At 58.3% G+C, this 19,636-nt stretch carries 21 protein-coding genes and 1 riboswitch; of the genes, 14 read left to right on the top strand and 7 right to left on the bottom strand.

The genetic code is table 11. The annotated features are described in order from the left end of the window. Positions 1-25: 25 nt before the first annotated feature. Positions 26-808 carry a flagellar motor protein MotB gene (locus ACPV0M_RS08300; RefSeq protein WP_425620196.1) on the bottom strand — a complete coding sequence of 261 codons (783 nt, stop codon included), beginning with the start codon at positions 806-808 and terminating at the stop codon, positions 26-28. Further along, complete coding sequence (locus ACPV0M_RS08295; RefSeq protein ID WP_425620195.1) at positions 786-1,583, bottom strand: flagellar motor protein; 798 nt, start codon at positions 1,581-1,583, stop codon at positions 786-788. Before ACPV0M_RS08295 ends, ACPV0M_RS08300 begins: the two co-directional genes overlap by 23 nt. 178 nt (positions 1,584-1,761) lie before the next feature. Between ACPV0M_RS08295 and ACPV0M_RS08290 the strand changes: the two genes are divergently transcribed. The 6 genes from ACPV0M_RS08290 to ACPV0M_RS08265 all read left to right on the top strand — a co-directional run bounded on the left by ACPV0M_RS08290 (position 1,762) and on the right by ACPV0M_RS08265 (position 8,079). Next, a complete protein-coding gene (locus tag ACPV0M_RS08290; RefSeq protein WP_425620194.1) occupies positions 1,762-3,837 on the top strand; it encodes a chemotaxis protein CheW in 2,076 nt (691 codons plus the stop codon). Then, complete coding sequence (gene cheB, locus ACPV0M_RS08285; protein WP_425620193.1) at positions 3,824-4,876, top strand: chemotaxis-specific protein-glutamate methyltransferase CheB; 1,053 nt, start codon at positions 3,824-3,826, stop codon at positions 4,874-4,876. The genes ACPV0M_RS08290 and cheB overlap by 14 nt, the downstream gene beginning before the upstream one ends. A 61-nt stretch (positions 4,877-4,937) precedes the next feature. Continuing rightward, entirely contained in the window at positions 4,938-5,246 is a 309-nt protein-coding gene (flgM, locus tag ACPV0M_RS08280; protein ID WP_425620192.1) for a flagellar biosynthesis anti-sigma factor FlgM, read from the top strand. Between the two features lie 34 nt (positions 5,247-5,280). After that, positions 5,281-5,772 carry a flagellar protein FlgN gene (locus tag ACPV0M_RS08275; RefSeq protein WP_425620191.1) on the top strand — a complete coding sequence of 164 codons (492 nt, stop codon included), beginning with the start codon at positions 5,281-5,283 and terminating at the stop codon, positions 5,770-5,772. Between the two features lie 19 nt (positions 5,773-5,791). Then, positions 5,792-7,117 carry a flagellar hook-associated protein FlgK gene (gene flgK / locus ACPV0M_RS08270; protein WP_425620190.1) on the top strand — a complete coding sequence of 442 codons (1,326 nt, stop codon included), beginning with the start codon at positions 5,792-5,794 and terminating at the stop codon, positions 7,115-7,117. Between the two features lie 41 nt (positions 7,118-7,158). Continuing rightward, entirely contained in the window at positions 7,159-8,079 is a 921-nt protein-coding gene (locus tag ACPV0M_RS08265) for a hypothetical protein (RefSeq protein WP_425620189.1), read from the top strand. A 125-nt stretch (positions 8,080-8,204) separates the two neighbouring features. Here the strand turns inward: ACPV0M_RS08265 and ACPV0M_RS08260 are convergent, their stop codons facing one another. The 5 genes from ACPV0M_RS08260 to ACPV0M_RS08240 form a co-directional block, all read right to left on the bottom strand. After that, positions 8,205-8,597: a flagellar protein FliT gene (locus ACPV0M_RS08260; RefSeq protein ID WP_425620188.1), complete on the bottom strand. Its 393-nt coding sequence runs from the start codon at positions 8,595-8,597 to the stop codon at positions 8,205-8,207. An 18-nt stretch (positions 8,598-8,615) separates the two neighbouring features. Next, the gene (gene fliS, locus ACPV0M_RS08255; RefSeq protein WP_425620187.1) at positions 8,616-9,002 is read right to left on the bottom strand and encodes a flagellar export chaperone FliS; all 387 of its coding nucleotides are present in this window, start codon (positions 9,000-9,002) and stop codon (positions 8,616-8,618) included. 20 nt (positions 9,003-9,022) lie between these two features. Continuing rightward, complete coding sequence (locus ACPV0M_RS08250) at positions 9,023-10,810, bottom strand: flagellar hook-associated protein 2 (RefSeq protein WP_425620186.1); 1,788 nt, start codon at positions 10,808-10,810, stop codon at positions 9,023-9,025. 18 nt (positions 10,811-10,828) lie between these two features. Then, the gene (locus ACPV0M_RS08245; RefSeq protein ID WP_425620185.1) at positions 10,829-11,149 is read right to left on the bottom strand and encodes a flagellar protein FlaG; all 321 of its coding nucleotides are present in this window, start codon (positions 11,147-11,149) and stop codon (positions 10,829-10,831) included. A gap of 145 nt (positions 11,150-11,294) precedes the next feature. Continuing rightward, positions 11,295-12,392 carry a flagellin gene (locus ACPV0M_RS08240; protein WP_425620184.1) on the bottom strand — a complete coding sequence of 366 codons (1,098 nt, stop codon included), beginning with the start codon at positions 12,390-12,392 and terminating at the stop codon, positions 11,295-11,297. 664 nt (positions 12,393-13,056) lie between these two features. Continuing rightward, positions 13,057-13,147: riboswitch (cyclic di-GMP riboswitch) on the top strand. Positions 13,148-13,229: 82 nt separating this feature from the next. On the opposite strand from ACPV0M_RS08240, the gene flgB reads away from it, so the two are divergent. From flgB to fliJ, 8 genes are all read left to right on the top strand, one after another. Continuing rightward, positions 13,230-13,586, top strand: a complete 357-nt coding sequence (gene flgB / locus ACPV0M_RS08235) for a flagellar basal body rod protein FlgB (RefSeq protein ID WP_425620183.1) — start codon at positions 13,230-13,232, stop codon at positions 13,584-13,586. A 5-nt stretch (positions 13,587-13,591) separates the two neighbouring features. Beyond that, positions 13,592-13,984, top strand: coding sequence for a flagellar basal body rod protein FlgC (flgC, locus tag ACPV0M_RS08230; RefSeq protein ID WP_425620182.1), 393 nt, complete (start codon positions 13,592-13,594; stop codon positions 13,982-13,984). 80 nt (positions 13,985-14,064) lie between these two features. Then, a complete protein-coding gene (gene fliE, locus ACPV0M_RS08225) occupies positions 14,065-14,358 on the top strand; it encodes a flagellar hook-basal body complex protein FliE (protein ID WP_425620181.1) in 294 nt (97 codons plus the stop codon). A gap of 314 nt (positions 14,359-14,672) precedes the next feature. Beyond that, a complete protein-coding gene (gene fliF, locus ACPV0M_RS08220; protein ID WP_425620180.1) occupies positions 14,673-16,190 on the top strand; it encodes a flagellar basal-body MS-ring/collar protein FliF in 1,518 nt (505 codons plus the stop codon). A 3-nt stretch (positions 16,191-16,193) separates the two neighbouring features. Beyond that, positions 16,194-17,201: a flagellar motor switch protein FliG gene (gene fliG, locus ACPV0M_RS08215; protein ID WP_425620179.1), complete on the top strand. Its 1,008-nt coding sequence runs from the start codon at positions 16,194-16,196 to the stop codon at positions 17,199-17,201. Then, a complete protein-coding gene (locus tag ACPV0M_RS08210) occupies positions 17,185-17,832 on the top strand; it encodes a FliH/SctL family protein (protein ID WP_425620178.1) in 648 nt (215 codons plus the stop codon). The genes fliG and ACPV0M_RS08210 overlap by 17 nt, the downstream gene beginning before the upstream one ends. Positions 17,833-17,867: 35 nt before the next feature. Then, complete coding sequence (locus ACPV0M_RS08205; protein WP_425620177.1) at positions 17,868-19,196, top strand: FliI/YscN family ATPase; 1,329 nt, start codon at positions 17,868-17,870, stop codon at positions 19,194-19,196. Then, positions 19,196-19,636, top strand: a complete 441-nt coding sequence (gene fliJ / locus ACPV0M_RS08200; protein WP_425620176.1) for a flagellar export protein FliJ — start codon at positions 19,196-19,198, stop codon at positions 19,634-19,636. Before ACPV0M_RS08205 ends, fliJ begins: the two co-directional genes overlap by 1 nt.

Here is a 19,636-nt window from a genome sequence, read left to right as displayed (position 1 = left end):
CCCTCCTTCAAAGTAATCCTTAGACTTAATGGCGAACTGGCTCCAGCGGCGGGATAACGTCTTCCAGGCGGGGCTTCTGGACAGCCTCCGGCTCGGAGGCACGGAGGCCTTCCCGCAGGATGACGAAATCCACGCGCCTGTTCTGCTGCCGGTGTTCTTCCGTGTCGTTCGGCGCTTTGGGTCGAAACTCTCCGTATCCGCTGGCGCTGATGCGCTGGGGAGGAAGACCGTTCCGGATCATTTCGTGCACCACGCTGGTGGAGCGGAGCACCGAAAGTTCCCAGTTCGAGGGAAAACGGGCGGTGTTGATCGGCAGGTTGTCGGTATGTCCCTCCACGCGCACCAGGTTGGGCACCTGGCCGAGGATAGTCGTCACCTTGCTGATGATTTTCCTGGCGTACGGCGTCAAGTCAGCCGAACCCGAGGCAAAGAAGACCGTGTTCTGGATGCTGATCACCAGACCGCGTTCTTCGGCATTGACAGTGACAGTCCCCACCAGCCCTTCCTCCGCGATCAGTTTTTCGATCTGTTCCTTGACCTTACCCAGGTTTTCGAGATCTCTCAGGTTAGCCTCCGTCGCCGGTTCCGACTGCGTGATGAGGGGATTTTCAAAGATTACCTCGCCCCCCAGCGCGCCGGACAGGGACTCGGCGATAGCCTGGAATTTTTTAGCATCGACATTGCTGAAGGTGTAAAGAACAACAAAGAAAATCATCAACAGGGTAATCAGGTCGGCGTATGTGATCAGCCAGCGCTCGTTGTTTATATGTCCTCCGCCATGGCGTCTAAGTCTTCTCGGCGACGACATCCCTTTCTCCCTTTCTGTCACCCTGGTTCTTCTTCGGCCTGACAAAGGCGTTCAGCCGTTCACGGATGATTATCGGGTTGTTTCCGGCCTGAAGGGCGATAACGCCTTCCAGCATGAGCGCCTTGATCATCAGTTCCTGCTCGCTGATTGTTTTCAAGCGCATCCCGATAGGGAAGAAGACGACATTGGCCGAGGCGACGCCGTACAGTGTCGCGGTAAAGGCCACGGCGATGGCAGGTCCCAGGGTTTCCGGGTTGGACAGGTTTGCGAGCACGTGAATCAGGCCCATGACCGTACCGATAATCCCCATGGTAGGGGCGTACCCGCCGGCGGCTTCAAAGAGCTCCCGGCTTTTGCGGTGGCGTTCCTCGATAGCGAACATTTCATTTTCCATTACCGAGCGGACCACCTCCGGCTCGGCCCCGTCGATGACGAGCTGCAGGCCTTTACGGAGATAAGGGTCCGGTATTTCGGAGAGATGGTTTTCCAGGAAAAGCAGGCCTTCCCGGCGCGCCTTTTCGGCCAGCCACACCATTTGCTCGATAACTTCTTGTTTTTCAGGCAGTTTCTGAAATAGAATAGCTTTCAAGCTCTGCGGTATTGAACGGATCTGGTCTGGGGACGCTCCGGCCAGGGTGGCGCCGATGGTACCCCCGAAAACGATCATTATGGAAGTGGGCTTCAGGAGCATCCCGATATGCCCGCCTTCCATCGTAAAAGCGAGGATCAGCATCGCCGATGCCAGCGTAATGCCGATAAGCGTAATTAAGTCCATAGGTGTCCTCCCAAAAAATGCTGTCAGTTAACTAATCGGTAGGCAACATCCATTCCTAAACCCTTAATGTAGAACATGATGTTGTAAAGCTTGTTTGCTCTGTTGCCGACTAAGAAATAAAGGCCTTTATGTTTTTAACATAAATGACGTGTTCGAGGAACCTTAGGGGGGAAGGGAATTGGATTTTTCCGCCGAAGAAATGGGCGTTTTTCTCGATGAAATGGACGAGAAGATCCAGGTCCTGACGGAAGGGTTTATGACTCTGGAACGCGAGGGGGCCCGTTCCGACGTCCTTCAGGAGGTCTTCCGGGCCGCGCACACCATCAAGGGTTCTTCGGCAATGATGGGGTTCGAGGATGTTGCATCGCTCACCCACGAATTGGAAAGCCTGCTCGATGCGTTGCGCGGGGGAAAGCTGGAAGTCTCTCCCTGGCTTGTCAACGTCCTTTTTGAGGCTCTGGATGCCTTGCGGGGACTGCGTGAGAAAATTCTCGGCAGGGATACGGACGGCGTAGATACGGGGTCTATCGTACAAAAGCTGCGCGGCTGCCAGGCATCGGGCGGCCAGGCGCCTTTCCCCCAAGCGGTGGCGCCCATTGCTCAAGACACCGTCCTGGAAAACGGCCTTAAACCTGTAGAAGATAGACACCGCGACATTGCCAGGGGCGACTCCCTCTACGAAATCCGCGTTACTTTCGAACCAAGCTGCCCGATGCCTGCTGTAAGGGCTTTCATTATTATTGAAGCACTGGGTGCGCACGGGGTAATTGAGGATTCTGTTCCTTCCCCGGGCGAGATCAAAGACGGGGTGTGCGGCACCACTCTAAAATTAACCTACTGTTCGCAGGAAGACGGCGAGGAACTCCGGAACCTGATTGCCAGCATGGCCGACGTGGCCGAGGTTACCGTTAAAAGCTTGGACCGCGAGGCCCTGGCTGGCGAGGCGGTGAAGACCTCCGCCAAGGCGGACGCTGCGGTCAAAGAGGTTGGCAACGGCAATAATAAAGAACGGCCTGCTGCGGGTGCCGGCAGCAGCGAGCAGGGGATGGTAAAGACCGTCCGCATCGACGTGAGCAAGCTGGACAACATGATGAACCTGGTCGGGGAACTGGTTATCGAGCGCACGCGCCTGGACAGGCTTCTGGGGCTGCTCGGCACGGAGGATAGCGAAACGTTTATCGATGAACTCAGGGAGATTTCGGGGCACTTCGGCCAGGTGGCCGGAGACCTGCAGGATCAGATCATGAAGGCCAGGATGCTGCCCATCGCGCAGATTTTCAACCGCTTCCCGCGGTTGGTAAGAGACCTTTCCAACAAGCTGGGCAAGAAAATCGAACTGGTGGTTGAAGGCCGGGAGACCGAGTTGGACCGCAACGTGATCGAACTGATCAACGACCCGTTGATTCACCTTATTCGCAATGCCGTGGACCACGGCATTGAATCTCCTGAAGAGAGGCTGGCTCTTGGCAAGCCCGAAGCGGGGACGATCAAACTCCGGGCCCACCACCGGGAAAACCACATCTTTATCATTGTCCAGGACGACGGGCGGGGCCTGAAGGCGGAGGCCTTGAAGGCCAGGGCCCTTTCCATGGGGTTGATCTCCCGGGAAGAAGCGGATAGGATGGAAGACGAAGACGCCTACGAGCTCATCTTCCTGCCCGGGTTTTCGACGGCCGATACGGTCAGCGACCTATCCGGGCGCGGGGTCGGCATGGATATCGTCCGCACCCACGTCGAGCGCATCAACGGCACCCTGGACGTCGAAAGCGAGCCGGGAGCGGGGACCAAGTTCACGATCAAGCTGCCGCTGACCCTGGCGATTATCCGTTCGCTGCTCGTTAACCTGGGCAGCCAGACCTATGCCTTCCCGATGGGGCACGTGACGGAGATTATCCAGGTACGGCCGGAGGACATCAACCGCGTCGGCGAGGCCGAGTTTGTCATGTTGCGCGGCTCGGTTCTGCCGCTCATCCGGCTGGACAGGTTCTTCGGGCTTAAAGCCGCGGGCGAAATGCAGTATGTGGTGGTGGTCGGCTCTGGGCGTGAGCGAGCCGGCGTGCTTGTGGACACGCTCCTTGGCGACCAGGAGATCGTCATCAAATCTCTGGGGGATTATCTCGGTCAGATCCGCGGCTTGTCAGGAGCGACCATCCTCGGCGACGGCCGGGTGGCCCTGATCCTTGACGTGCGGGCCATGATAAAACAGAGTAAAGAAGAAAAAGGGAGAATAAAGGCGGTAAATGCAGCCCATTAAGGTTTTAATCGTCGACGATTCGGCTGTTCTAAGGGTGACACTCAAACGCTTGCTGGAAGAGGACAGGGACCTGCAGGTGGTCGGTACGGCGGCTAACGGCGCGGAGGCGCTGACGGCCATCCCCAGAACGTCTCCCGAAGTTGTCGTCCTCGATGTGGAAATGCCCGTCATGGATGGGCTGGATACGTTAAAGAGGATAGTCGCCGAGCACTCGTGCCAGGTCATTATGCTTAGCGCCCATACGCGCCGGGGCAGCGAGGTTACGGTAGCGGCCCTGAGTTACGGGGCTTTTGATTTTGTCACCAAGCCGGAGTCCGGTATCCAGGTGAGGACGGTGGCCGCCGAGCTCATCGCCAAGATCAAGCTGGCCGCTGCGGCGCCGCGGTTTCGGGCTATCAAGACCGCTGCCCGGAAAGAGGTGCGGCCGGAGGACCGGACGGCGGGCGCCCTGCAGCGCGGGCAGAAGGTGAAGGCAGCGGTCATCGGCTGTTCGACCGGAGGACCTGCGGCCTTACGCCTTATCCTGCCGAAACTTCCGGCATCATTGCCTTTTCCCGTCATCGTGGTGCAACACATGCCTGTAGGGTTCACAGCTTCCCTGGCCCATCACCTGGATCTGCAGTGCCGGCTTAAAGTAGTGCACGCGTCCGAGAACGACGTTCTTGAGCCGGGGAAGGTACTTGTGGCGCCTTCAGGTTCAGATTTTCTCTTGCGCAAAGAAGGAAACACTGTTAAAGTTATCCTAAAGGCTAGAAACAGTCCTTTGCCGCCCGGTGGTTTTTGCCCCTCGGTGGATGACGTGATGGCCGAGGCTGTCGCGGTCTACGGGTCCGGTACCCTGGGGGTCCTGCTGACGGGCATGGGGCGTGACGGCGCTAGGGGAATGGCGCTGATCAAGGCCAAGGGCGGGCGGACGATCGCCCAGGACCAGGAGACCAGCGTGGTGTTTGGTATGCCTGCGGCAGCCATTGAAGTGGGTGCTGTCGACAAGGTCATGCCGCTGCACGAAATTGCGGCCGAAATCAGCAGCGAAGTATAAAGGTTATCAGCATACGGCCGATAAGAAGGGAAGAAGCACCTCTCCTCGGGAGGTTAAGTTGATGAAGATCAACAACATCGGCAACAACGGGTCCGTCGATCTGGCGAAGATTTACGGAACCCAGCAAAAGAGTGAAAAACCGACCTCACCGGTTGCGACGCCGACCGGGGTCGAGGGTGACAGGCTTGAGATTTCCGCCGAAGCCAAGGCAATGCAGGCTTACAAGGCCGAGCTGGAAGGTATCCCGAATGTCCGGGCCGACCTGGTTGCGTCGATCGCCCAGCGGATTAAGGACGGTACTTACGTCGCCGACGCCCGCAAGATTGCCGAGGGTATGATCCAGGAGCGGCTGCTGGATAAGCTTGTTTAACCGATACCGAGAAATAGCCGGAGGCCGCCGTGAGGTGGAAAGAGTAAAGACGTTGTACAACCAGTTGATTGAGTGCCTGAAGGACGAATTGGAGATTGTCAGGGAACTCAACCGAGCCCTCGAGGTACAACAGAAGGCCCTGCTTGACGGAGACGTTGCAGGGCTTCAAGAATCTTTAGGGGCTGTTGAAGAGTTCCAGAAGAAAGTTCAGGCCGAAGAGGAGAGGCGCGCCGGGATCCTGGCCGCCGCCTCCGTGGAAGGCCTCGGCCCCGATGCTACTCTGAGCGAGATCCTGGCCAGGGCGCCGGAGGATATCAGCCTGGAATTGCACATGGTCGCCACCCAGCTGGTGGAACTGGTGGAGAGGATGGCCGGCCTGAACAATACCAACTTCGTCCTGTCGGCCAACGCCCATCGTTTCAACCAGTTCCTCCTCAAACACCTGGTGGGCAACCGGCACAAGTACGGGGCCGACGCGCAACTGGAGATAGAAGGGAAGAACATCCTCCTTAACGCCAAGGTTTAACCGAAAGCGGTGATATGCTGTGGCTTCGACGTTCCTGGGGTTGGAGATCGCCCGGCGCAGCCTGCAGGCCCACACCCGGGCGATGGATATCACGGCCCACAATATCTCGAACGCTTCGCGCACGGGCTATTCCCGCCAGCGCGCCGTCTTTACAGCGGCCACGCCCTTTCCTTCCCCCTCGCTCTTGCGGGAGACGGGGGCTTACCAGCTCGGTGCGGGTGTGGACATCGCCCAGGTCCAGCGGGTACGGGACGGCTACCTGGACGTGCAGATGCGCAATACCCTGGCCAACGTCGGCCAGTACGAGGAAGAGGCCGCTGTTCTCGGGCGTGTCGAGGCCATGTTTCCGGAGCCTTCCGACTTCGGTATCCGAAAGTTCCTGGACGATTTCTTCGGGTCCTGGTACGACCTCAGCCAGAACCCCGATAACCCTCCCGCCGAGGTGGTTTACGGCGCGGGCAAGGCCCTGGCCGACAGTATCCGCGTGGCCTACGGGCAGTTGCAAGCCCTTCGGGACGAGGTGAACAACGCGCAGATCGGCGACCAGCTGCAGAGCATAAACGAGTTGGGCCAGAAAATCGCCCGGCTGAACCACGAGATAGGGCGGCAGATGCAACTGGGCAACACGGCAAATGACTTGATAGACCAGCGTGACACGCTCCTCGACGAACTGGCCAAGTTCGGGCCGCTCACGGTCGCGCCCGTCAGCGGCGGCTTCGGGGCGGTAACAGTGGTCGTAATGGGTCATACGTTGGTCGACGGGAGCAAGTGGGAGAGTATTGCTGAAAGCTACGGCTATGCCGAGGCGGTTGATGTCGCCGATTTCACGGACATTAATGTTCCCCCCGGCGACCCCCTGCCGGCGGGTTCTCTGCCGGCGCTGCTTGCGCTCGTAGACAAGCTTGACGGTTACATGGCCGACCTGGACAACCTGGCGATAACCCTTACACAAGACGTTAACGCGTATGCCCAAACCGCTTTCTTTACCGGTTCCGGCGCTGCGGATTTCGCCGTTAACGGCGACAAGCAAACCGTTATAGCCGATCTAAAGGCGCTGCAGCCGCAACATGCGCTCAACGTGGCCCAGCTGGAGCCGGAAATCGGCAACCTCTACGCCGACCTGCTGACCCGCATCGGCAGCGACCTTAACGCTGCGAAAAACAACCTGGGGCTGCACAACGCCGTGGTCCAGCAGGTGGGGGCGCTGCGCCAGTCGGTTATGGGGGTCTCCATCGACGAAGAACTGACCAATATGATGCAGTTCCAGTACGCCTACCAGGCGTCGGCGAGGGTTGTAACGATCATCGACGAAATGCTGGATACGCTCATCAACAAGATGCGTTAGAAAGTAGGACGTAGGACGTAAGACGTAGGGGGATGGGCATCGTGCGCATAGCGACTAACTGGATGGGTCAGAGCAGCATCTTCAGCATACAGAAGAACGCCGAGCGGATGGAGACGCTACGGAAAGAGATCGCCTCCGGGCTGCGGATCAACCATCTCAGCGACGATCCTTCCACGTTAAGATCCTTCCTGAATATGCGGTCCGGGATGGTCAGACTGGGCCACTATACCGGTATGGTGGAGCAGCGGATCGGGCGGTACCAGAGGACGGAGAGCGCCCTCGCCGGCGTGGTAGACGTACTTGCCCGCGCCCAGGAACTGGCGCTGCAAGCTAAGAACGGGACGCTTTCCGGGGACGACCGCAAGGCAATTGCCGGCGAAGTGGACGGTTTAATCGACCGTGTTGTCGTCCTGGCCAACGCTTCACGCGGTCTGACGAATTCTTCCGAGCAACTGTACGTAAGGGTGTCGGAGGACATCGTCCAAAAACAGGACGTAACCCCTGCCGGTGAAGCTGCTTTGGTGTCGGCCGATCCATGGATGAGCGCCCTGGCCGGCGAGACGGCGGAGACCATCGACTGGGCGGCCGTTTTCGGCGAAAGCACCGATGCGGGGTCGGCCACTGCCGGCAACAGCATGTTCAAGGCTCTGCTCGACCTGAAAGATGCGCTTGTGCATAACGATGTCGACGCCATCGGTACCGCCCTCGATGCTTTGGTTAAGCATCATAATACGGCTGTAAGCGAACAGTCCGCCGTGGGAGCAAAAATCAATACCTTGAATGCGGTGAAGGAGCAACTGGGAGCGCAGGACGCTAACCTGGCGGAGTCGGTCAACACCCTGGCGGGAACGAAGCTGGAGGACGCCGTCATCCGGCTCAACGAGCAGCAGTTGGTCTACGAAGCAACCCTCAGTGCAACGGCCAGGATGCTGCAGATCTCGCTCCTGAACTTCCTCCGATAGTAAAAGGTTGGTCGTTCGGACCAACCTTTTCTACACCCCGCACTCCAAATAACACCTTATACCCTATACCTTATACCCATCCAACAGCCGACAGCTAACAACTAACATCAACGCCCATAAGGGCGTTATTTTTTGTCGTCCAGAAAGACCCCTTCATCCCGTCTTCGCCTGCTGCCGTAGGCCCTAACCGCCTTCCTGCTCTGGCGGACCTCGTGCAATTTCCGGTTCGTTCCGGCAAGCAGTTTTTCCGCCTTGCGCTGGTTCTCCCGGTCCAGATCGATAATCTGTCTGATCAGTTCTTGGAATGAGTCGTCGATAACGGGGCGTATCCCCAAGGCCGCCAGGCGGTCGAGCGCATCCATGCATTCCCGGCGCTCCTCCAGGAGTTCGCCCATGGCTTTCGTGTCGATTTCGCCGTCCGGGCCGTCGAGGACGGCGCCGATTTTCTCCGTCAAGACAAACAGCCTGGTCCAGAGATCGGCAGGCTGCTTGGTACAGTCATCCGCAACCGACATCATAAAATCATCTTCTCCGGGCTATCCCTGTTCTCCTTCTTTGCCGGCGCGTATGGCTGCGGCCCAGGTGTCCCTCAGGTCTTCCGCCAGCGCCAGGACTTCCTCGATGGGTTCCGAAGCCTTACTCAGGTTAGCCTCGACGAGGCGGTTGTACATATACTCGTAAAGAGCGTCCAGGCGCTCCCCGATTTCGTACCGCGTGTCCACCGTGGTACGGAGGTAGGTGCAGATGTCCTGGGCCCGCACCAGGGCTTGGTGCGCCGCGGGGATGTCGCGCGCCCCAACCGCTTCGGCGGCCTGGCGGGCATACTGCGCGAGACCGCGGTAGCACATCAGGACCAGTTCCTCCGGCCTGGCGATGGCTATGGCTGTTTCCTTGTACCTGGCGTAGGGGTTGGTCATTGCCATCTATTATCCTCCTAGAATGATTAACGGTCGCCGGCGAACTGCTGGGAGAGCCAGGCGCTCTGGGCGTTCATCCTGCTGATCGCCTGCTCCATAGCGGTAAATTGCTGCCAGTATTTGTCCTCAAGGTACTGTAAATGCTCTTCCATGCGGTCTATTTGGCTGTCCATCGACTGGAGTGTCTTACCCAGGTAGCTGTTGTCGTAACCGGTGGAGCTGGTAAAACTGCCCGCTTGGCTGGTCAGCTTGTCGAGAGACTTCTGAATAGTATCGTAAAGCCTGACTCCCAGGCCTTTCTCCGCGTCGGTGGTGCCCGATTTCGTGAAGAGTTCCTTCACGCCGTCGGGGTCGGCTTCGATGGCCGCCCGCAATTTGGCCTCGTCAACCTGGAGTCTGCCTCCGGAAGCGTAGTCGATAGTCGTAATGCCGATGTCCGAGAGATGGTCGTACTTGCCGCTTACTCCAGACACAACGCCGTAAAAGGCCGTACGTATTTCTCGAAGTGCTGATTCGAGGATGCGGTCGTTTTGCAGCAGGCCGCTCCTCGCTTTATCCTCCCACTGGTCGATCTGGCGGTCGGTGAGTCCCTCTTTCTGGTCGTCGGTTAAGGGCAGGTAATCCGGGTAACGGGTTTCCTGCAGTTCCGACCGGATCGTGTCGACCAGGGCGTTATAACTGTCGACGAAGCCCTTGATGGTGCTCACAAGACCGTCGGTGTCTGTGGCCACGGTGACGGTGGCCGTGCCTCCCTTTTTCAGGGTGAAGTTCACGCTGTTGAGGGTGAAGGTGTTGCTGTGTTGTTTCAGCGCCAGGCCGTTGACGGTCACGTCGGCGTCGGTCCCGCCCTGCTCGAGCGCCTGGTCGATCTTCAGCACCTGGGCCAGGAATCCCGTGGTTCCGACGGTGATTTCCTCTCCCGAGGTATTGAAATTCCCGGTGGCCGTTCGGGAGATCGAGACCTTGTCGGCGCCGCTCTCGTAAAAGGCGGTAAGGCCCAAAGCACTAGCCGCCGAGATGTCGGCCAGCACGGCGTTGAGGCTCTTCTGGCTGGCGTCGACGGTGAATTCCCGCGTGTTGGCGCCGGTGTCGCCGTACGTGGTAACGGTGAACTTGAAGGTCTTGGTGTTGTAAGTATAGCTGGCGTTAATCGTCTGGCCGGCGTTGATGGTGTTGTTGAAGGTTAACCCGCCGGTATTCAGGTTCACCAGGACCTTATTCGGGTCGCCGCTCGCGTCGTAGGCTGCCTGGTCCGTAAAAACCGTATATCCCACGCCGTCCACGTCGATCGAAGCGACGCTCACTATGGCGTCGCGCGTCAGGTTAAATGTGGTGCCGCTCAACGATACGCTGATCGCGTCCGTTGCGTCGGCGTTGATCCACCCGAAGCCGGTGTCGGCGAACTTAGCGCGCTGCGACCACAGGGTGGCCGCGGCGTCGACTTTGTCCGCCTGGTTGGCGGAAACGGCCGCCGTGCTGACGTTATACGCCGCCGTGGCCAGAGAACCTACCGTAACCTGATAGGTCCCGCTGGAAGCACTTGAAGACGCCGAGGCCGTTACAACGCTGCTGTCGCTGCTGGTTGCCTGCCGTTTTGTATAGGTGGAACTGAGCTTCATGGCAAAGGCGGTACCGGTGCGAAAGTCGTACAGGGCCTTGTTGACGGCCCGGTAGTCGGCTCGTTTCCACTCCAGCACCTGCCGCTGTTGTTTCAATTTGTCCAGAGGCATCCGGTGGGCTTTCATGAGGTCGCGGACCATCTGGTCGGTGTCGATCCCGGAGGCCAGGCCGCTTATGCGAAAGGTGTTGGACATTGCGCGTTCACCTCGGTGTTATCTCTTCTCGTCCACGAGCAGTCCGGCCAGGTCGAGCAGATTGGCGACCATATCCAGGATCGCTTCAGGGGGGAACTCCCGGATCACATCGCCGGTGGCGCTGTCGAGCACCCGGACGATGACGTCCTTGGTCTGCTCGTGCACGGAAAACTGCAGGAAGGTCCCGCCGCTCGCCGGGAGTTCCAGTTTTACCGGGCCGCTTTCGGGTTTGGCAACGCCCGCTTCCAAAGGCTGCTGGTTCCGGACTTCCGTGCCGGGCCGCTGTGCGGTTGCCGTACGTACCACGATTGGCGGGTTGCCCATCTTGGTAACGTTCATCGCTACCCCTCCGGTTTCCTCTTCTTACCTCGTTAATCGGGTTAAGCGAGGATCAACTTTAGGGACCCTGGCCCTAAAAACGATCATAGAAATACTAAGAGGCCGCCCTTTTTAGCGAACGGCCTCTTTAAGAGCGTTAGTCGCGTTACCTCAGAAGCTGCAGGACGGTCTGCGGCATCTGGTTGGCCTGGGCGAGCATCGCCGTGGCCGCCTGGTTGAGGATGTTGAACTTGGTGAACTCCATCATTTCCTTGGCCATATCGGCGTCGCGGATGCGGGCTTCGGCAGTGGCCATATTTTCCTTGGTCGCGCCGAGGTTCTTGATCGTATATTCCAGGCGGTTCTGGAGAGCACCCAGCTTGGCCCGTTGGGTGTTAACTGTGGTTTTAGCTGTATCCAGATTGGTCATGGCGTTTTGGGCGTCTGTCTGTGTCGAGATGTTGATGGTGTTAATGCCGAGGGCCGTGGTGTCCATGTCGGCAATCGAAACGCCGATTCTCTGATCAACGCTGTTCTCCGCGCCGATTTGCAAGGTTACAGGATCGTTAGCACTGGTGATGATTGTCTTACCATTTAGAGTGGAACCTACAGACGTTACGGTCGCGCCTGAAAGGACAATCTTGACGCCGAGCTTATCGAAGTTCAGCGTTGAATTGCCAGTAACGCCACTTAATGTCTGCTGGTTGCCACTGCCGTCACTCAATGAGACCACGCCATCAGTAGTATTTGCCAGGGTGTAAGTCGTACTCGCCTTGGCTCCCGCTACGTCTACTGAAAGGGCACCGTCCGTGGCTGCCAGGGTGCCGCCGCTGCGGGTTACGCCAAAATTGCCGTCAAGAAGAATCTTATTGTTAAACTTTGTAGACTTGGCGATAGTGTTAATCTGGCTGAGCAGTGAGCTAACCTCTTCCTGGGCTACATTCCGGTCAGCATCGGTGAGGAGGCCGTTGGCGGCCTGGTTGGCCAGTTCGTACATGCGGTCGAGCATGCCGTGAATCTCCTGGAGAGCACTGTCAGCCGTCTGTACCATCGAGGTCCCGTCCTGCGAGTTTTTAATGGCCTGGTCGAGACCCCTGATCTGCAGTCTCATCTTTTCCGAGATGGCCAGCCCGGCGGCGTCGTCGGCCGCGGAGTTGATGCGCAGGCCCGAGGAAAGCCGCGCCAGGGCCTTGTTGGCCGACACGGTGTTGATGCCCAGCTGCCGCGTGGCGTTCAGGGCCGCGATATTGTGGTAAATCTGCATTCTGTTTTCCCCCTTTATTTGGGTAAAGCTCGAGGGCCCCCGGGAAGCCCCTCTGACAATAATTTCGGAGCCCACCGGGCAAACTTAAGACCTATTTAGTCAAATTTAGCCCTTAATAAAATTTTTATGGGTTTTTACAAATGGGGGCTAAAGTTTAGGGGGAGGGTACCGATATATTATCTAAGCGATGTTTCTGCAACAAAACAAGTAGTACCTGATGAAATTGCATAACTAATCAGAATAGCACGTCCAAGCATCTAAGACAAAAACTATAATAGCGTAGAAGCATGCAAATTTTTAAATTAGCCTGATGTAGTTTCATCAGGCTTGTGGTGTCTTTGTCTTGGACAGGGATACATTTTAAGGCGATACCATTATAAAACTTTGTTATAGTAGCTATATGCTTGTTTCACCCGTCCATTATCATGGGAGGTCTTGCCATGCAAGGCCTCCCCGTCTTTTGCAATCCGTTTGACTCCCGGGTTTACGTCGTTTCGAGCGGTTATCCTCCTGCCGTTAGGGCGGTAAATCAGGGAGTTCCCTCCATAAACTTTTATCGGTGGCAAATGCGGCATTTCGACAACTATTGTCAACTTGTGTAGATTGACTGTAAACTTAGCTAGAGATGGAAACGCCGCCATTGTTTGGCCAAGCAGATAATACTCCGTCGAAAAGGCAAACCTATCGAAAGATGGGGACGCAAAGCCAAGGACCTAAAGCCACTGTCAAGTTGGTTAAGGTAGCCGGTTACCGAAACGGGAGAGAGAAATGAAGGCTATCCCGGTTTCGGGGTAGCCTTCTCTTATTACACGGTGAGATTTTTGGGAGGGATGTATCGTGCGCATCCTTAACGACCCTACCATAACGCTTCTCCATAAAGGTCTTGATGCCCAGGCCCTGCGGCAAAAGGCTGCGGCCAAGAACGTCGCCAACATTGACACCCCCGGCTATAAAAAGGAACGTGTGGTTTTCGAGCAGGTGCTTGACCGCACCCTTAACGGGGGCGCAACGGTGGGCGTCGAGCCCAGGGTCGTCCGTGACAACCGCCCGTCGCTCCGCCCGGACGGGAACAACGTCGACCTGGAAGAAGAGATGATCGAGCTTAGCGCCAACTCCTTAATGTACAACACCACGACGCAGTGTTTAAAAAAGCATATTGCTATCCTGCGCGAAGTTATCCAGGGTAGGAGGTAGCTAAAATGGGCGTGTTCTTTTCCGGCTTACGCATCAGCGGTTCGGGGATGACCGCGCAGCGCTTCCGCCTCGACCTGCTGGCCAACAACATCGCCAACATCCATACCACCAGGACCCCCGGGGGCGGGCCCTACCGCCGGAATATGCCCGTCTTTACGGAGATGCTTTCCGGCGGGGTGGCGGTGACCGCGCTGGTGCCCGATCCCTCTTCACCCGTCAGGGTGCAGGAGCCCGGCCATCCTGATGCCGACGCTAAAGGCTTCGTAGCCTACCCGGCCGTCGACCTCGGGCAGGAAATGGTGAACATGATCGGCGCAACGAGAGCTTACCAGGCCAACGTATCAGCCTTTGAGGCGTCGAAACAGATGCTTTTAAAAGCCTTAGAACTTGGAGCCTAAGCTCTAAGTTCTAAGGACGGTGTAGGGTATAGGATGTAGGATGTAGGATGTAGATGCAGGATGCAGGGGGATGGGAACCGATGATAAAGGATATCGCTTCGATCAACAACGTACCGACTCTTGTTACGGATAACAGGGTTGGAGCAGCGAAAGGGCCGGCTTTCGGGGAGGTCCTGACCAGGGCGATTGAGGAGCTGAACGCTTCGCAGGTCAAGGCTGACAAGGCCGTGCAGGGCTTTCTCTCCGGGGAGGTCAAGGACGTACACCAGGTGATGATCGCCCTTGAAGAGGCTCACCTGATGATGCAGCTTTCCCTGGAAGTCCGGAACAAGCTGGTCGAGGCTTATCAAGAGCTGTCACGCATGCCTGTCTAAACGGTCGTCCGTCGTCGGAAACAGAGGACCGAATCGGCTACGCCGATTCCTGACTCAAAAACGGTCGTTCGTCGTCGGGAACCCGGAAGGAACCGGTTACGCTGATTCCTGACTTAGAATCAGTCGTCGGTCGTATGTCGTACGTGGTACGGAACAGCCGAAATACCGGTCTACAACCGATACGGTTTATGATGGTTTCGCGGGTAGGGCCGAAACAGGTGAGCGTAGCGGGCCCGGCCTGAAGTTGATTCCCGAGTTCTTCCTTAAGTCCTACGTCCTATGTCCTACGTCCAATGACAGGGAGGTTTTAAGGGGTGGCTGACCAGCCGGTACAGGGGAACCTGCTAAGTCGCTGGCAGGCCATGTCCGCCGTGCAAAAGGGGGCAGTCGTGCTCCTGCTGATCGCCTTCGTTGCGGGCGTCTATCTCCTTTTCAACTGGCTGAAGACGGTGAACTACGCCCCGCTCTTCACAGGGCTCGATCCCAAGGAAGCGGGCACGATCACCGAAAGCCTGAAACAAATGAAGATCCCCTACATCCTCAAGGACCAGGGAACGACGATCGAGGTCCCCAAAAGCAAGGTGCACGAGGCCCGTATCCAACTGGCTACCTCGGGCGCCATCGGTGTTGACGGACCTGGCTTCGAGCTCTTTGACAAGACTCGGTTCGGCGTGACCGAGTTCGAACAGAAAGTCGATTACCAGCGTGCCCTCCAGGAAGAACTCCGTCGCACCATCGTCCAGCTTGTCGAGGTCGAGCAGGCCAGGGTCCACCTGGTGATCCCCGAGAAGAGCGTTTTTAGCGACGAAGAGGCGGAAGCGAAGGCTTCCATAGTCGTGAAGCTGAAGCCGGGGGCCGGTCTCTCGCGCCAGCAGGTCGAAGGCATCGTTGCCCTGGCTACCGGCAGCGTCGAGGGGCTGCACAGCGAAAACGTCCACGTCGTTGATGCCCGGGGACGCGTCTTGAACGGCGACATGGCTGCCGACGAATTGACCGGCGCGGCCCTGGCCCAGCACGAAGCGACACGCACCTTCGAGCGCGAGTGCGAGAAGAAAGTGCACTCCGTGCTCGAACGGGTCCTCGGCGCCGGGAAGTTCGTCGTGCAGGTGACGGCCGAATTGGACTTCGACCGCCAGGAGCTGGTTTCGAATATCCCGTCGGAGAACTCCGCGGTGCTTACCGAACACAATTCGCGCGAAACGGGCAGCGGGGGACGGGCCGGCGGGATCCCGGAGACCGAAAACAGCCTTTCCCAGGTGCCTACCTACAATACCGGCCAGGGTGCCGGGTCCTCGTACGAGCGCGAGGAATCGAGCAAAACTTATCAGGTCGGGACGGTGCATGAAACCACTGTCAAGGCCCCGGGGGCGGTAAAGCGGATCTCGGCGGCCATTGTGGTGGACGATACGGTGGCGCCGGGCCGCCAGCAGCAGATTCAGCAGGTTGTAGCGGCGGCTTTGGGGTTGGACGAGCAGCGCGGCGACCAGGTGATGGTGTCCAGCCTGGCCTTTGAGCCCGGCGCGGAGGAAGACCTGGAACCGGCTCCCGAACCGGCTACGCAAAAGAACAGGTGGCTTTTGTACGTCGCGGCCGGCGGCGGGGCGCTGCTGCTCGCGATTATCGGGTTTGTCGCGATGTCGGTGCTGCGCGGGCGCAAGGTTCCCGCTAAACAGCCTGCGGTCCAGGAGGTCACGCCGGTTATGATCGGACAGCTCGACGGCCAAAAGCAGTCCGGCAAAGACCCGTCGCCGATTCGCGAGCTGGCCAAGCAGAAACCGGAACAGGTGGCGGAAATCATCAAGGTCTGGCTGACTACCGATCAGGGGAGATAAGCGATGGCAAGGACATTAACAGGCGTTGAAAAAGCAGCCGTACTTCTGCTGGCTCTGGGCGCCGACCTGTCGTCCCAGGTCCTTCGCCAGAACTTCTACGATGAGGATATTGAAAGAATCACCTATACCATCAGCAACATGGGGAGGGTTTCCCCCGAGACGCGCGACAACATCCTGACCGAGTTTGAGGACCTGTACCAAGCCAAGCAGTACATTCTCCAGGGCGGTATCAAATACGCCAAGGAGCTTCTGGAGAAAACCGTCGGGCCGAATAGAGCTTCCGAGATCATCAAGAAGCTGACCAGCACCTCGAAGATTTTGCCCTTCAGCGCCCTGCGTAAGACGGAACCCAGGTACCTGGCCAACTTCATCCGGGACGAGCACCCTCAAACCATCGCTATGATCCTCGCCTACCTGGAGCCCAACCAGGCCTCGGCCTGCCTGTCGATGCTGCCCCAGGAAATCCGGGCCGACGTCGCTCGGCGCATCGCGCTCATGGACAAGACCTCCCCCGAGGTGGTTCAGGACGTGGAAAAAATCCTTGAACGTAAGATGGCCGCCCTGGTCCAGCAAGAGAGTTACACTGTGGGCGGTTTGCAGGCGCTGGTCAAGATCCTCAACCAGGCCGATCGCGCGACAGAAAAGAAGATCCTGGAAGAACTGGAGTACGACGATCCGGGCCTGGCCGAGGAAGTCCGCCAGCAGATGTTCATCTTCGAAGACATCGTTAAACTGGACGACATCTCGATTCAGCGCATATTGCGCGAAGTTGACAATAAAGTCCTGGCCCTCGCCCTGCGCGGCGCCAACGAGAGCGTGCGCGAGCGCATCTACAAGAACCAGTCCCAGCGCGCCTCGCAGATGCTCAAAGAAGAGATCGAATTTATGGGCCCGGTGCGCCTGCGCGAAGTTGAAGAGGCCCAGCAGCGCATAGTCAAGATCATCCGCTCGCTGGACGAGGCCGGTGAGATTGTCATTTCCAGAGGAGGGGAAGATGCCCTTGTTATCTAGCGAACGGATTCTTAAAGGGACCCTCCTTGAAGACAGGAGCAAGATCTCGCTGCCCCTGCGAACCCTTTCGCCCGCGGCCCTGATTCGCCCCGTGTGCGACGAGGCGACCTTGCGCCGGGAACTGGAGACCGAATGCGAGGAACTGCGCGCCAAGGCCCGGGAACAGGGGTTCCAGGAAGGCTACCGCGAGGGTATGAACAAGGCGAAGCAGGAAGCCGCTGAAATCCGGCGGCAGGCTTTGGGCGTCCTGCAGCAGGCACGGGAGATCTACCGGCAGACCCTGGACGACCTCGAGCCCGCGCTGTTGAGCTTGGCCTGCACCATCGCCGAAAGACTGGTCGCCGAACAGCTTGCCCTCAAGGAAGACACCGTTGTCGCCATCGTTAAAGAGGCCCTCGCTGTCGTGCGCGCCAGACCGCGGATAACCATCCTGGCCGGCACCGATGACGCCGGCGTCATGCGGGAAAATTTGAACGCGTTGCTGGAAGTGGTTCCCGGCAGCGAGGTGAACATTATCGAAGACCCGGCCTTGCCGCGGGGGGCTTGTAAAATCGACACCGACGACGGCCTGGTTGATGCTTCCTGGGATGTGCGATGGCAAAGCATCCGCAAGGCCTTGGGATGCAGTTGAAAAATATCGTTGACGGTGGGGGGTTGGGTTAGGCGATGGCGCGCGGTGCGGTGAACATCGATTTGGACCGCTGGGTTGCCAACGTGCAGCGTGCCCCGGTTCTCAGAGTCAGCGGCAAGGTGAGCAAGGTCGTGGGCCTTACCGTGGAAGTCGTGGGCCTTAGCGTGCCGATCGGCGAGGTCTGCGACATCATCGTCCCCCGCGAGCCTTTACCCGTAAAGGCCGAAGTGGTGGGGTTCCGCGACAGGGTGTCGCTCCTGATGCCTCTCGGCGACTTAAAGGGCGTGCACCCCGGCTGCCTGGTAACGCCCGCCGGGCGCCGGCTGACGATCACGATCGGAGAGGCCTTGCTGGGCGAGGTGCTCAACGGGTTAGGCCGGCCCTTCAGCGGCAAGCACATCGCAGGGGAGTCCTTCCCGGTGGACAACAACCCTCCCAATCCTCTAGAGAGGCCGCGCATCAAGGAGCCCCTGCCGACCGGCATCCGGGCCGTCGACGCTCTCCTTACCTGCGGCAGGGGGCAGAGGCTGGGGATTTTTGCCGGGAGCGGGGTGGGGAAAAGCGTTTTACTGGGCATGCTCTGCCGCTACTGCGCGTCGGACGTGAACGTCGTCGCCCTGATCGGGGAGCGCGGCCGCGAGGTCCGGGACTTCCTGGAACGCCACCTCGGCAACAGCCTGGCCAAGTCCGTCGTTGTCGTGGCCACCTCTGACCAGTCGGCTTTAGTGCGGGTGCGCGCCGCCGCGGTGGCCACGGCTATCGCGGAATACTTTCGCGACAGGGGACACAACGTTATGTTCCTGATGGATTCGGTGACACGTTTCGCCCTCGCCCAGAGAGAGATCGGCCTGGCTATCGGCGAACCGCCGACGACCAGGGGTTACACGCCTTCGGTGTTCGCGGCCCTGCCGAAGCTGCTGGAACGGTCCGGGACCAACGCCAGGGGTACGATCACCGGTTTCTACAGCGTGCTGGTGGAAGGGGACGATATGCAGGAACCCATTGCCGATGCGGTGCGGGGTATCCTTGACGGGCATATCATCCTCTCCAGGGAACTGGCGGAAGCCGGCTACTACCCCGCGATCGACATCCTCCAGAGCAACAGCCGTTTAATGCCCGACGTGACCGAGGAGGAACACGTAAGACTTGCCCAAAAGGCCAAGCGGTTGCTGGGGGCCTATCGCAAGGCCGAGGACTTGATCAACATCGGGGCCTACGTTAAGGGCTCAGACCCGCTTGTGGACCAGGCCCTTGCCGTATACCCCGAGCTGATAAACTTTCTCCAGCAGGACCAGACTGAATACTGCGAGTTCGAAACCACGCTGTCGATGTTCAGACAAATCCTCGGAGGCGATGCTGACTGATGTCCAAGTTTGCTTTCAGCCTGGAACCGGTGCTGCAGGTCAAGTCGGCGAGGGAACAGGCTGTGCTGCAGGAACTGGCGGCGGCCGATGCCGCTACTCAAGCCTGCCGCGAAAACCTCGCAAAACTCAAGGAAATGCTGGCGAACGTTCAGGAGTCCGGTATCAACCTGTCCGATATCGTAGCCATGGTCGATTTTGAGGCCTACCGCGGCCTGCTCGACGCGCGCATTTCCCAGGCCGAGCGGGAACTGCAGGAAAGCCTGCAGGAGGCTGACAGCAAACGCAGCGAGGCTGTAACAGCGATGAAGGAACGTATGGTTCTGGAGTCGCTGAAACAAAAGCAGCAAAATGCTTTCGAAAGGGAGGTGACGCGGAAGACAAACCGGGAAATGGATGCCTTGGCTACGATCTCGTATTCCATAAAGAAAGGAGGGATGTAG

Origin of the sequence: Desulfosceptrum tomskiensis, from assembly GCF_049818055.1 — a bacterium.
Lineage (GTDB): Bacteria > Bacillota > Desulfotomaculia > Desulfotomaculales > JASEER01 > JBFLVT01.
The sequence above is the reverse complement of the archived record's forward strand: the minus strand, read 5'-3'. Positions and strand labels throughout refer to the sequence as shown.

Coding starts and splice junctions, on each gene's coding strand:
- ACPV0M_RS08250 (WP_425620186.1), bottom strand. CDS start 10,810: ATGTCCAACACCTTTCGCATAAGCGGCCTGGCCTCCGGGATCGACACC.
- flgC (WP_425620182.1), top strand. CDS start 13,592: ATGGGCGTGTTCTTTTCCGGCTTACGCATCAGCGGTTCGGGGATGACC.
- ACPV0M_RS08260 (WP_425620188.1), bottom strand. CDS start 8,597: ATGATGTCGGTTGCGGATGACTGTACCAAGCAGCCTGCCGATCTCTGG.
- fliJ (WP_425620176.1), top strand. CDS start 19,196: ATGTCCAAGTTTGCTTTCAGCCTGGAACCGGTGCTGCAGGTCAAGTCG.
- ACPV0M_RS08240 (WP_425620184.1), bottom strand. CDS start 12,392: ATGCAGATTTACCACAATATCGCGGCCCTGAACGCCACGCGGCAGCTG.
- ACPV0M_RS08295 (WP_425620195.1), bottom strand. CDS start 1,583: ATGGACTTAATTACGCTTATCGGCATTACGCTGGCATCGGCGATGCTG.
- ACPV0M_RS08210 (WP_425620178.1), top strand. CDS start 17,185: ATGCCCTTGTTATCTAGCGAACGGATTCTTAAAGGGACCCTCCTTGAA.
- ACPV0M_RS08300 (WP_425620196.1), bottom strand. CDS start 808: ATGTCGTCGCCGAGAAGACTTAGACGCCATGGCGGAGGACATATAAAC.
- fliE (WP_425620181.1), top strand. CDS start 14,065: ATGATAAAGGATATCGCTTCGATCAACAACGTACCGACTCTTGTTACG.
- cheB (WP_425620193.1), top strand. CDS start 3,824: ATGCAGCCCATTAAGGTTTTAATCGTCGACGATTCGGCTGTTCTAAGG.
- flgM (WP_425620192.1), top strand. CDS start 4,938: ATGAAGATCAACAACATCGGCAACAACGGGTCCGTCGATCTGGCGAAG.
- fliG (WP_425620179.1), top strand. CDS start 16,194: ATGGCAAGGACATTAACAGGCGTTGAAAAAGCAGCCGTACTTCTGCTG.
- fliS (WP_425620187.1), bottom strand. CDS start 9,002: ATGGCAATGACCAACCCCTACGCCAGGTACAAGGAAACAGCCATAGCC.
- ACPV0M_RS08205 (WP_425620177.1), top strand. CDS start 17,868: ATGGCGCGCGGTGCGGTGAACATCGATTTGGACCGCTGGGTTGCCAAC.
- ACPV0M_RS08245 (WP_425620185.1), bottom strand. CDS start 11,149: ATGAACGTTACCAAGATGGGCAACCCGCCAATCGTGGTACGTACGGCA.